The sequence below is a fragment of the Paenibacillus sp. An7 genome (genome assembly GCF_009870785.1).
Classification (GTDB): domain Bacteria; phylum Bacillota; class Bacilli; order Paenibacillales; family Paenibacillaceae; genus Paenibacillus.
Window position 1 is genome coordinate 21,755 of sequence record NZ_WTWX01000011.1, and the last position, 11,876, is coordinate 33,630.

At 39.0% G+C, this 11,876-nt stretch carries 13 protein-coding genes and 1 pseudogene; 1 reads left to right on the forward strand and 13 read right to left on the reverse strand.

Annotation, left to right across the window (positions count from 1 at the left end; translation table 11 throughout):
• Positions 1–125 precede the first annotated feature (125 nt).
• From GQY27_RS13655 to GQY27_RS13715, 13 genes and pseudogenes are all read right to left on the reverse strand, one after another.
• The gene (locus GQY27_RS13655) at positions 126–1,763 is read right to left on the reverse strand and encodes a response regulator transcription factor (RefSeq protein WP_160035292.1); all 1,638 of its coding nucleotides are present in this window, start codon (positions 1,761–1,763) and stop codon (positions 126–128) included.
• Positions 1,738–3,516 (reverse strand): sensor histidine kinase, encoded by a 1,779-nt coding sequence (locus GQY27_RS13660; protein ID WP_160035294.1) that lies wholly within the window; start codon positions 3,514–3,516, stop codon positions 1,738–1,740. Before GQY27_RS13660 ends, GQY27_RS13655 begins: the two co-directional genes overlap by 26 nt.
• Before the next feature lie 97 nt (positions 3,517–3,613).
• Entirely contained in the window at positions 3,614–4,171 is a 558-nt protein-coding gene (locus GQY27_RS13665; RefSeq protein WP_160035296.1) for a netrin-like domain-containing protein, read from the reverse strand.
• Between the two features lie 109 nt (positions 4,172–4,280).
• Positions 4,281–4,652 (reverse strand): hypothetical protein, encoded by a 372-nt coding sequence (locus GQY27_RS13670; RefSeq protein WP_160035298.1) that lies wholly within the window; start codon positions 4,650–4,652, stop codon positions 4,281–4,283.
• 82 nt (positions 4,653–4,734) lie between these two features.
• Complete coding sequence (locus GQY27_RS13675) at positions 4,735–5,190, reverse strand: NUDIX domain-containing protein (RefSeq protein ID WP_160035300.1); 456 nt, start codon at positions 5,188–5,190, stop codon at positions 4,735–4,737.
• 46 nt (positions 5,191–5,236) lie between these two features.
• On the reverse strand, positions 5,237–5,686 hold the full coding sequence (locus tag GQY27_RS13680) for an NUDIX hydrolase (RefSeq protein WP_160035302.1): 450 nt from the start codon (positions 5,684–5,686) through the stop codon (positions 5,237–5,239).
• Between the two features lie 47 nt (positions 5,687–5,733).
• Complete coding sequence (locus tag GQY27_RS13685) at positions 5,734–6,222, reverse strand: GNAT family N-acetyltransferase (protein ID WP_160035304.1); 489 nt, start codon at positions 6,220–6,222, stop codon at positions 5,734–5,736.
• Positions 6,223–6,255: 33 nt separating this feature from the next.
• Positions 6,256–6,738 carry a putative periplasmic lipoprotein gene (locus tag GQY27_RS13690; RefSeq protein ID WP_160035306.1) on the reverse strand — a complete coding sequence of 161 codons (483 nt, stop codon included), beginning with the start codon at positions 6,736–6,738 and terminating at the stop codon, positions 6,256–6,258.
• Between the two features lie 52 nt (positions 6,739–6,790).
• Positions 6,791–7,264 carry a DUF5662 family protein gene (locus tag GQY27_RS13695; RefSeq protein WP_328803003.1) on the reverse strand — a complete coding sequence of 158 codons (474 nt, stop codon included), beginning with the start codon at positions 7,262–7,264 and terminating at the stop codon, positions 6,791–6,793.
• A gap of 148 nt (positions 7,265–7,412) precedes the next feature.
• Entirely contained in the window at positions 7,413–7,679 is a 267-nt protein-coding gene (locus tag GQY27_RS13700) for a hypothetical protein (protein WP_160035308.1), read from the reverse strand.
• Between the two features lie 48 nt (positions 7,680–7,727).
• A pseudogene (locus tag GQY27_RS13705) lies at positions 7,728–8,507 on the reverse strand (alpha/beta fold hydrolase).
• Between the two features lie 96 nt (positions 8,508–8,603).
• Entirely contained in the window at positions 8,604–8,873 is a 270-nt protein-coding gene (locus GQY27_RS13710) for a cupin domain-containing protein (protein ID WP_160035310.1), read from the reverse strand.
• 25 nt (positions 8,874–8,898) lie between these two features.
• Positions 8,899–9,663, reverse strand: coding sequence for a creatininase family protein (locus GQY27_RS13715; RefSeq protein WP_160035312.1), 765 nt, complete (start codon positions 9,661–9,663; stop codon positions 8,899–8,901).
• Between the two features lie 119 nt (positions 9,664–9,782).
• Here GQY27_RS13715 and GQY27_RS13720 point away from each other — a divergent pair, with 119 nt between their 5' ends.
• The gene (locus tag GQY27_RS13720) at positions 9,783–11,801 is read left to right on the forward strand and encodes an ATP-dependent DNA helicase (RefSeq protein WP_236570598.1); all 2,019 of its coding nucleotides are present in this window, start codon (positions 9,783–9,785) and stop codon (positions 11,799–11,801) included.
• Positions 11,802–11,876 lie beyond the last annotated feature (75 nt).

Here is an 11,876-nt window from a genome sequence, read left to right on the forward strand (position 1 = left end):
CACTGTTCACCCTCTCACTTCAGTGGTTAACTTCATTATAAGATTCAGGCCGCAGCTCAAATACTCCGTATCGTAACCTCTTATTGTGTCATTTGATGACATCTGGCATAAAAAAAGCGAAACGCTCACAGCGTCCGCTTTTGATCTGTCTTATTCCCATTCTGTCTACGGTATTGCTGGGGAGTAAGACCCGTATATTTCTTAAACATCTTTGTAAAATGAGTGTAATTTACATAACCGGCCTTACTTGCTATTTCAGTAACTGTGGCATTCGTGTTTAGCAGTAGCTCTTGTGCTTTTTTTATCCTTGCTTGAAGAATGTAGTCACTAAGAGAGATCCCTGTTTCCTTCTTAAACAGTCTCGATAAATAAGCTGGGTGAAACCGGGCGAATTCTGCAATTTCTTCTCTCCCTAGATCATATTCCAGCCTCGCATCAATATATAGACATACCTGTTCCACTACCGAGTGCGTGTCCTCTCCATCCGGATGAAGCAGCAGACCCGCACGAGAAATGAGATCATGCGCCCACTCCCGAAGTGCCGCCAAAGATCTTGTTACCTCCGTTTCCAAAGGTTCTTCTGCAGGATAAATACGATATAGCGATATACCATTCTTATGAAGTAGTGGGTAAATGGAATGGAGCATTGCGTGATAGTAAGATTGCAAAAGCTCTGCTGAACCATTCTTTTGTTCTTCGATCCAATCAATAAGTTCGTCTGCTTTATATAGTACTTCCTTTATTTTTCCTGTCTCCATAAGTAGTGATATGTCAGATGCCCACGGCAGAGGGATAAGTTCAGATGTAGATGCTTGTTTCTCCAAACTCGGTCGCATGTAATGAACTCCGTCACGGCCTGCCACGTTATGCCTGTGGACTTGCTTCAACTTTCGGTAAGACTCTGGCATATTCGTTAGCAGTGTCCATTCCCCAATGTAGCAGGACAGACGGCATGACAAATAAGTAGTACACCTAGCCATATAATCTTTACAGGTGAGTTCGAGTGTATCTGGAACTTGTTGAAGCGGTTCAGAAGCATAGTACAAGACCAGAACATAACCGCGCTGATCCGTGATCGCATCACCCATACTTCCATTTAGAACGAATTCTTCCGCGGCATTACACAGTCCAAACTCCATAATATCAAGATCTTGATCAGGGAATTTTCTTAGCCATTCCTCCACGCGGAACAATATGGGCAGAATGAAGGTTCCTGGATCGATATCCACATGATAGATTAACTTTAACTCCTTGATTTTCGCTTCATTCATGGGATAACGAGAAGAGCAGAGATCTTTCCAGAATCGGGTCATTCGCTTTGGTTTCCAAGATTGATCTTCTTTTGCATAAGCCTCATAAGTTTTTGTTAATTTAGTGAGTTCAAGGTTCTGCATTCGTTTTTCTAATGCTCGTTTGACGGTTTCCATTAAGCTGGCTGAAGCAATAGGCTTTAAGAGATAATCGAAGCTGTGCAGCTGAATCGCTTTTTGTGCATACGAAAACTCGGCGTGGCCCGTTAGAAAAATGGTCTCCACCTGAGCTGCATGCTGCTGAACCCAGATCTGAAGAGATAATCCGTCTTCCTCCGGCATTTCAATATCACAGATCATAATATCAACCTGGTTGTTGATGAGTACGCTTCGAGCTTCATCTGCTGACATCGCTGTATAGAGATGATTAATACCGATTCCTTTCCAATCTACAGCATGCAGCATAGCTTCAACTGCATAATATTCATCATCCACGATGAGCAAGCTGTACATCCGTAATCTCCTCCCTCGGTTGACTATGACAGTGCATTTTTATCTGTACATCTGCTCCGCCGCCGATTTCATTATCAAAATAAAGCTCTGCATTCGCCTCTTTCATTTTCCGAAGCCGATGCTGTACATTCCAGATGCCAATACTTTTTCCCGTTTTTTCCTCGGGCGTATATTCACCCTCCTGCAGCCTAGCAAGCACATCTTCTGGGAAACCCGGACCACTATCCTGAATCCGAATTAGGAGCTGTTCCTCTTCTGGTAAATAAATAACCCTGATCGTAATGCAAAGTATATCTCTTCCCTTCTTGAAACCGTAGAGCACACTGTTCTCTACAAAGGGTTGAAGTGTTAAAGGAGGAAGAAGTACATCCTCACATCTTGGGTCTAGTTCCCACTCGTACTGTAGTCGATGCGGAAATCGCAGTTTCTGAATTTCAAGATAGTTCTCTACATGTTTTAGTTCATCCTTGATCGGAATGAAGCTGCGGTCGGCTTGCATACTGAAACGAAAATAACCAGCTAGGTGTTCTGCCATTTTCTGAACTAGATCATTTTTATGCAAGGCTGCTAAGCTGTGAATAATATGAAGTGAATTTAAATAAAAATGAGGATTGATTTGCATTTGCAGCTGCTTGAGTTCTGCCTCTTGAACACGGAGCTGCTCTTCGTACATACCGATTTTTAAATCCTGTACTTCTGCCGTCATCTGATTGAAGGTTTCCGTTACAAAGGTGAATTCAGGAGAAGACGATGGACCGAGTTTCACATTCAGTTCCCCTCGGCTGACCTTTTTCATCCCTCGAATCAGTGTATTCATTGGTTTAAATAGAACTTGTCTTAGAAAGAAGAGCGTGAGAAGAAGTACAATGGATGCGGCAAAGGGAAGCAGGCGGATAATTTGCTGGAATGCAGGCAAGTTTCGCATAATGCTTGACTCTGGCAACATAACCACATAGTTAATGACTGCCTCATGAGCAGGTACGCCGATCATTAGATAACGATCATGTTCTTCCCCTTGTTCCACAACCTGATATAACGAGGTGAAGGCTGATCTATTTTGTGAAGCCAGTTGTACGGTTTCCCCTGGTATTTCCGTGCTGGATAACGGAGTTCCCCGATTTGATAAAATAACCGAGCCGCCGCCTTCCCCCCATTCTGTGCTGTGGATCCGCTGATTGAGGCTGTCGATCGGTACCCAGGCTCCGGCAATAAACTGTTCATTAATTCGCACCGTTTTCACGAGATGATAACGGTCTTTGATCTGAACAATCTCCCATTTATACGTAGGAACGTCTGCTCTTTTACGGGAAGCTTCCGGCATCAATTCCTGAATCGCTGTAATTTTTTCATCATATCCATTTTGCGTAGCGAGTACGGTGTCCTGATGGACGATATCATATAGAAATAAACCATCCAGCAGATCATAAAATCCCAGATCCGTTCTAAACTTGTTCACAATCCGCTGCTTGGCAATCGTGTAATCGCCACTTCCATAGGATAAGAAAAATAGCGAAATGATATCCGGGTCCTGTTCTCCGAGACTGTATAAATATCGATTGGTTTCCTTTAGGATTCGTTCATTTTCCTCCACATTCTTAACAACATAATTTCGATTCGTCAGAGAGACCTGATCCCGTACGACACCCATAGCATAGACGTTATTAAAGTAGAGGAATAAAACTAGCGGCACCATAATTAACGAAAATCCGGTAATAAATTTGAATCGCAAAGAAAACCGAAAACGATTTTTCATAAACCATCCTCACCATATTTACTCAATTTGAAAACGTTGTCAACAATCTGTAATTCGCTGGAGATGGGACGGTTCCTTCTAGCGGTAACAGATAACCTCATTTCCTTGTTCTTGTTCTAATCCTCCATACTGCTACGATGATTACTATTAAGATGAGAGACAAAATAATATATAGGATAACTGAGGATGGAATGCCTTCTTCCTTGTTACTATTTATAAGCTGTCCGGTTCCTAATTGCTTTAGATCTTCTCCTGCTTTCGAACTTAGGAGATTGTTACTACAAAGACTCGTGACAAGTGTATCATCTTTATCCAGACTCGCGTACACAAGATAGGTTTGGTCTTTACTGAACTGATAACCACAAGATTCAGAACCGCCATCAAGACTGAAAATAGTAATTTGTTTGTCTTTTACACCCTTCCATGCTCTCTCCACAGCAAATGTATATTCTCGCAACTGACTAGACTGGGAAGAACTTTTTGTTTTCCCTATATCAATGACTGTTCCTTCAAATACGGCAGTAAACAGTTCTAATTTCTCCTTTGCATTGGCATAGGCACAACTACAAGCATAAGCTTTTGAAGAATGAAAAGTCGTTAGCGGAATTAGTACCAATGATATGATTAGTAGGATTGATAATATTCGCTTTATCATAGACTTCCTCCTTTTCATGAAGATGGAGAATGGAAAATAATTTTTCACACGCATTAAACACACCGGTGTCTCTATAACAAATTTCACCCTCTCCGATTCATGAACTGGTTTATTTCCCCTTGTATTTGCCCTTATTTTTAGCATTTATGTACCGTCCTTGCTCTGATTCAATTGCAATATTCACTTCTGTATCTATTCCTTTTATTTTATATAGTTTCGTTCCTACGGGATATTCATTTGAGAACCCATTTGAGTAAATGCCCTCATAATCGGAGTAATGTTTCACTTCACCTATCTCATCCTCAATCTCACTCCTATTCACTTCTTCATTTTGAATCTCATATACGTCTTCATTCCAAACAACAAAAGGATATGCCCAGTCAGCTGAACTCTCTTGTGAGTTTGGAGACTCCTTAGAACTGCAACCCGAAATCAGGATCAATAAAAACAAACAACAAAGTATAATTTTGTTATTTTTCATATCATTCACCTCTTCCTCACTTCACTCTACAAAGCGTTATTAAGTATCAAACTCAATAAGAGGTTATAAGGTTCCATTCGGCCTAGTAATATTTCAACAGTTCTTTGTCAATTTCATCTATATAGCCTATGTCCGTATGTAAATCCCAATAGATCATCTTCTCCGCTTCTTCGTTATCTAGAAATGGTCTTTGGTTATCAATATCTGCACTAAAAAGACCGCCGTATTCGGTTTTTCCATTCTTTAATTTGAATTTCATTAACCCCCTGAAATCGACTCTCCCTGGTATTTGATTCGTTTCCTCCAGCATTTCTCGTAATGCACAAGCTCTAAGACTTTCTCCTGCTTCGCGAATCCCGCCTGGGAGTTCCCAGTTTTGTTTCCACTTATTAAATAGTAGTAAAAAACCATCTTTATTTCTTGCAACGACTAATGCATGAGTTATCGGGTGATTTAATATCAATTGTTCAATTCTATCTTCGGGCAGATCAATAATCTCTTCAAAAATATCACCTTTTTGATTTATACAAATTGGCATCTTTTTATAACTCCCTTTGTGTTTGATTTTTTCTTGTTATTCTTTATTAGCCCTTCTCTAACATATGCAATTGATCAGTATGTACATTAAATATTTTCTCTTCATACATTTTCACCTGTTCAATCATATGTGCTATATTTCCTTCACCTGCGAATAACGACATATTGAAAAAATCTTCATCTAAACCAGACCAATATAGATCATTCTCGTCACCAAGGATTTCTACATCGTACTTTAATCGACCAACATAAACTTCCACATAACAATCCTGTAAATAGTACTTATAATCCATCAAATGATGGAATACAATAGCTTCCCAAGGAATCCCTGTCTCTTCGAATAACTCTCTATATGCCGCTTCCATACCACTTTCTCCTGATTCAATCTTGCCGCCAACAAAATTACTAAGCCCTTTATAAGGTTCTTTTAAACGTCTGCACATAAGAACTTTATGTAAATCTTCACTATAAACCATGAGAACATTGTAACCCTGCAATGTATTAGCCTCCTAAGCCGGTTTGATCTTTTAATCATCAACACGCTCTACTTACAAATAAAGTTTTGATATCTTCTTCCGTTTTCGATTTTGTTCTTTACTTCTCCGTAGGATACTTCTTTTATAATCTGATCCCAGAACTTTTGAGCGGGAATATTATCTTCCAGCTGACATAATTCCCATACTCCTTTCGTTCCTTTGAATAAGGATATAGTTGCTTTTCTGCCTACTCCCATTCTTCGAAACTTACGAAGTATAAAAAAATGAGACAGAACATGATCTTTCGCAGTCTCATCTTTTTCCTTTGTCATTATAAACCCTGCGATTTCAACATTTGCTTTAATAACATACGATTGTTGACTACTTTCATCCGACCAGTAAGATTCAAAATCCGGCATAATTTGATATACGCCATTTTCACCAATCGAAGCAGCGGTATATTCCGTAAAATCATAGACATATAACTGCAATAAATTCTCTATCAATGTTCTATCGCTTAGAGCAGCTTTCATAATGGCGACGTTCATCTGTTGCATCTGTTGACCTTCCTTTTGAACAGGATCTATAAGTTATTTTTCAAAATTTATAATCTCTTGAATATCCGCTTTGAGCGTATCAGTTAAATAATAAAATTTGTTGTAATCTACTTTTGTATTCTCAGACTGAACACTAAACAACTTTACATATTTTAATTCGGAATCGACCATCATTCGGATTTCATAAAACTTCAAGTCTTCTTTTCTTTGTGCCGAGAAAGTTAAACCGGTGTTATACTCCGGTATTTCTGGTTTTGTAGTAATAACTTCTTCAAGATCAAAAATATCATCAATTATCTTAAATATTAAATTCCCCACGAGATCATCATTTTTATTTCTAACTGAGAATTGAAACTCAGCATTGTTACCTAACGGGTCCAGCTTACTTACCATTAGATCTACAACGGAGTTGTCATTATCCAAGTGCTTAACTTCATCAATTAATACATCTGTTTTCGATTTTGAACATCCCGCTAGTAAAATCACACTGAATAAAATGATACATATTCGTTTCATAAAATTCTCCTTTTTATATTTTAAACGATTACATGCAGCACTTTGTTTGATGTTATTTTCCCCTTATAAATCTTTCGAGTTCTTCCCTAGTCTCTGGATGTAATAGAATGTTGTTCGAGTTCACCATTCTTTCTACCAAATTAGAGTCTTTAACCTTACGTCCCCATTTTCTAGAGAACGACCTCCAATCACAAACCATTTCAATCATATATTTCTTTGGCATGGGTAAAGCTTCTTTTGTTTGTTTATTTACGACCCAGTACTCCCAGTGGTGTTTATTAGAGTTTTGATGATTGAGCCATGCATATCTCCACGCTAATTCTGTGTTCTCATCCTTCTGATTCGAATAGAATTTACAAGCATAAGGAGCAAACTCTTTAGGTGAAAATTTAGACATATCATGTATGATACCCTCGATATATAATCCTTCTTTCCAGCATTCAATCAATACATTTAACTTATGATCGATGACATAGAGAAAATATCGCCAGTAAACTAGCAGTATAGCAATCCGCTCCTTGGGAATGAGTTATTTTCACTTGTGACTCCTTCCGTTATGACTGATCCTTAACATTTATAGTAATGGTTTCAAAACATTCCCCTCCAAGGCAGGCATCCAATTGCCAAAGTCCACTTGAAGGAAGCATGAGAATGGAGGTGTATGTTCATCTCCATTATTTATTATTGTCTCTCGGTTCTATATACTGTTCTAATTCTTTTTCAATGTCTTCATCATCCATATTAAATTCACTTGTTTCATCTATTCCATGGAACTTTTCTAAATTATTTATTCTCTCTTTTAATTTTTGATTCTCACCATATAGTGATCCTATTAAACCAGCTAATATAAGCAGAAAAATAAACCCTCCCATTTCTCCACCAGTTAACGTAAGAAGCAAAAAAACAACCGCACTCAGGATCATTCCTAGAACAAAATACATTTTCGCTATTCCCCCATACAAAAAGGATCTCAATAATCTTTTACTCCATTACTTTATAACAGGGATCAAACCACTCGGTAATTCTCTGTCATGAATCCAAGCATCAACCATCTTATTAAATAGATCAGGAAAAGCTAGGGATACTCCATGACCAACACTCGGTATGATCAACCCTTTACAATTTATATTTTTATCCAATAAGTCTGTTACAGATTTTTTCATTATTTGTTTTTCTTGATCCCCAACCGTAATTAGAATCTTCGCTTTAGACCTGCTGAAATCTTTCGGTATACGAAAAGACATGTTTTCTTCAAGAATCTTAATAAGCGTGTTAGGCTCCATATCCGTTGTTTCTTTATAATACGTCTCAAACATTTCTGATTTGATATATAACTGTTTTGCTTGGATTTTCGAGAAGGTACGATTTTTTGTTAACCTATAAGTCAATCGGATCGTAGGTTTAATAATTTTATTAGCAAATGGAATCGGCCTAACAAGCGCACTGTTAATTATTGCGTAATCTACGAGATCAGGTTACAAACTTAGTATTTTAATAGCAATCTGGGCACCTAGAGAGAATCCAACCAGAATCACTTGTTTACCTTGCGCTTTTGCTTGAATTAAACTCCCGATTTCTTCTGCACTGCTATGAATAGAAAAGTTCATTCTTGAACTGAAACCATGCCCAGGTAAGTCCGGAACTAAACAATGAGAATCATGAAAGTATTCCAATTGCTTCTCCCACATCCAACCGCTGACTCCTCCCCCATGTAAGAAAACAAGGAGAGGATTCTCAGGAGCACCTGACTCTTTATAAAACAACCTCAGAGGAAACACCACCTTTAATGCTCGAAAAGTACAAAACCAGTCAAATCCAATGTGAAAATACATTGTTATACGATGTCATAGCCTATGCAGTACAATTTAATAAATAAGATCATCCACTATTTCTATTCCCTTTTCATTGCAATAGTCCTTATACTTCTTTAATACGGTATACACATCATCCTGACCAATAACTCTATTATTTTCATCGAAATATTGAAGTGAACCGCCTAAAATAAATAGTGTAATGACCTCTTCATCACCGTCATCAAAAGGAACCCAAGGTAAATCATCAATATGAAATACCCTTTCAGGTAACTGAATGGTTTCTGCTAGTTTTATTACAGCTTCATTAACTAATTGGTTCATATTTTCTGCTCCTAAGTTTTGACTTCTATAGATTTTTCGAGACATGAATCTTTCTGTTATATGCATCCTCTAAAAGTTCCTTGAGCCCTTCTGCTTTTCTCTCCATAAAGGTATTCCAAAATATCTTTCCCTTAACGGCTAACTCTTCCGGAGTATATAATGCTGGATCAAATTCACCCCAACACCCGTCTGCGGTTAACTTATCCCACCCCATAAAGTCAGCATACTTTCTGTTTTCACTGGGGATTTTCGATCCCATAGATTCTAATTTGACCTCACCCGGGAATAACCACATGGCAGTACATACCGACAATAAACCGCCATGCATTTCATCTAATCCTTCCAGTTCTGCTGCCTGTATGGCAACTGACCATGCATCATGATTATGATGCGGATAAATGACTATTATTTCAGGATATTTATAATTAATGTGCTTAATGAATGCCCCTTCCCAGTAAGAACCGCCATGCCCTGAGCATATCACGAACTTCTTGAATCCTTGTCTCGTCAACGCATTAATAATCTCTTCTAGCATCGTCATTATTAAGCTCGGGCTAATGGTTACCGTTCCTTTATAGTTCGCATGTTCCTCAGAAGTATTAAAAGGTATGGTAGGGAGTACATATGCATCTAACGCTCTGCCATATACTTCAGCATATCTTTCAGCTATTAAATTATCTAAATGCATAGGCAAATAAGGACCAAACTGTTCGGTAGCGCCAATTGAGATAATTGCTGTATCAATACCGCTTTCAAAGAGTTCTTTCGTGGTATTCGTATAATTCAACATGAATTCACAACCTTTCAGAGATTGGTACCAACACTTGACGGCTGAGATAGCATCGAAGATAATTACAACCACACCAAAAATTGTAGTATTTAGATGATTGATTTTGAAAAGAGGCGATCGTGATTAGCGGGTTAAGTGATCTCTATAAATTACAGAAGCAGGGAACAAAAAAGGATATCGAAACTCCTTTAATTAATGCCATCTTCCGAATGTATGATAAATTCCCAAGACTAGGCCTTAATGAGCGGATGGGTCAGCAAGATATGTCTCTGGATATCGCTGATGCTTATATACATAGCCGTAATGCGATGATTGAAGCTGGAGTTGGCATTGGTAAGTCCTTTGCATATCTCATTCCTAGTCTGCTCATTAACCTGATCTCACAGCAGCCGATCATTATTGCAACTTCCTCCATACAGCTCTCAGAACAGATCCATAAAGATCTAAGATTCATCGGAAGCCGGCTCGGATTCACATCCGTTCGCTCTGTGGTTGGAAAAGGCATGGGACAGTATGCATGCCGATTTAGAGCAGCAGACCTGATGATGTCAGGTAAGTCAGGTAATTCAAACTCCCCATTGTCTACGCTAGCTCAGCGTATAGTGAATTATGATATTGATGAAAGAGCCGATATTAAGGGCGGAGTTAGTGACGCACTATGGTCCGACGTCTGTGTGAATGATTGTACATTTGAACGTTGCCAGTATAAAAGCACATGTTCATTTTACGAGATGCGAGCTAAAATTAATGCCAGCACGAATGCCATGGATTTTATTATCGTAAATCAGGACCTGCTCATTCGTGATTTAATGAAGAAAAAAGAAGGTTCCAAGGGATTAATCACTGAACGGCCGGCTCTCATCGTTATTGATGAAGCTCATAATCTAGAAGCAAAGGTTAGAGATGCGAGAACGCTCGAGTTCACATACCGGCGAACGTGTCGTATTTTAGATGACGCTCTACAGCTTCTCTACAAGCAATCTGCAGATAAGAATCTTTTTACGCAATTTAAGTGGTTAAAAAAGTATGTTAGTCATATTTTCAAACAAGTAGAGACAGACCTGCTTCAGACAGCCAAGCAGGACAATGACCGGATTAAAGTGTCAGAGATCACAGGCATTCCCTTAAAACGTGGAGTGCAGATCTTGAAAGAGCTTAATCTCAGCCTTTCTGTCTTAACTTCCCGGCATGAACGGGAAATCGATCATATTTATGAAGCCATGAATGGACTTATCGATCTCTTTGAGGTGCTTGCTGGTGTGGAGGACAACTATCTCATCTGGGCAAGTAAAACTCAGCGTGATGCCACCGTAAGTATCTGTCCAAAAGGCATTAGCGAGTTTTTAAAATACTCCTTATTTAACGGTAAGACTTCGGTTATCTTAACATCAGCAACGCTTTGCCAGAGTGGTGAAACGCTTGCGGAACAATACTCATATCTTACACAGTCCCTTGGATACAGGGGAGATTATATGGAGCGCCAAGCTTCACCGTTTAATTATGACTACCATTCCATGATGTACATTGCCAAAGATGTGCCCTACTATAACCATAAGAACCGAGAACATTATCTTGAAGCGGCATACAAGGAACTCATAAGGCTTTGTAATGTAACGAACGGACGAACACTTGTCCTTTTTTCAGCTAAGGAGGATATGAAGTACGTTCATAAGAAATTACTTACTGAGAAGCTTGCATGGACGTTACATGTACAAAGAGAAGGCTCGTCTCAGGACGGGGTGATTGCTGAATTTCGAAGCAGTAAAGGCGTCCTTCTAAGTACCGGTGTGTTCTGGGAAGGCGTAAATATTGAAGGTTCCGATTTGTCGCAGTTAATTATCTTCCGTCTGCCTTTCCCTGTTCCTTCGGATCCTGTCTATGAATACAAGGCCTCTCTGGTAGAGAATCCCTTGAGAGAAGTGTTCGTACCGGACATGCTGCTTCGGTTAAGACAAGGAACCGGACGACTGATTCGCAGCGAGACTGACCTTGGTATACTCAGCATACTCGATTCCCGTCTATCCATTGCAGCCAGAAAGGATTACAGGGAGAAGGTACTAGAAACCTTACCCTTTAAAAGGGTTACGGAAGATTATAAAATTCTTGAACAGTTTGTAAAAGAAAAAGGGATAAAATAACCACTCGATAATGAGAAATTACCGACATGATATGATGTCTTATTTTAGCATGTACAGTGAGCACCTCTTCTAATT

Coding starts and splice junctions, on each gene's coding strand:
- GQY27_RS13655 (WP_160035292.1), bottom strand. CDS start 1,763: ATGTACAGCTTGCTCATCGTGGATGATGAATATTATGCAGTTGAAGCT.
- GQY27_RS13660 (WP_160035294.1), bottom strand. CDS start 3,516: ATGAAAAATCGTTTTCGGTTTTCTTTGCGATTCAAATTTATTACCGGA.
- GQY27_RS13665 (WP_160035296.1), bottom strand. CDS start 4,171: ATGATAAAGCGAATATTATCAATCCTACTAATCATATCATTGGTACTA.
- GQY27_RS13670 (WP_160035298.1), bottom strand. CDS start 4,652: ATGAAAAATAACAAAATTATACTTTGTTGTTTGTTTTTATTGATCCTG.
- GQY27_RS13675 (WP_160035300.1), bottom strand. CDS start 5,190: ATGCCAATTTGTATAAATCAAAAAGGTGATATTTTTGAAGAGATTATT.
- GQY27_RS13685 (WP_160035304.1), bottom strand. CDS start 6,222: ATGCAACAGATGAACGTCGCCATTATGAAAGCTGCTCTAAGCGATAGA.
- GQY27_RS13690 (WP_160035306.1), bottom strand. CDS start 6,738: ATGAAACGAATATGTATCATTTTATTCAGTGTGATTTTACTAGCGGGA.
- GQY27_RS13700 (WP_160035308.1), bottom strand. CDS start 7,679: ATGTATTTTGTTCTAGGAATGATCCTGAGTGCGGTTGTTTTTTTGCTT.
- GQY27_RS13710 (WP_160035310.1), bottom strand. CDS start 8,873: ATGAACCAATTAGTTAATGAAGCTGTAATAAAACTAGCAGAAACCATT.
- GQY27_RS13715 (WP_160035312.1), bottom strand. CDS start 9,663: ATGTTGAATTATACGAATACCACGAAAGAACTCTTTGAAAGCGGTATT.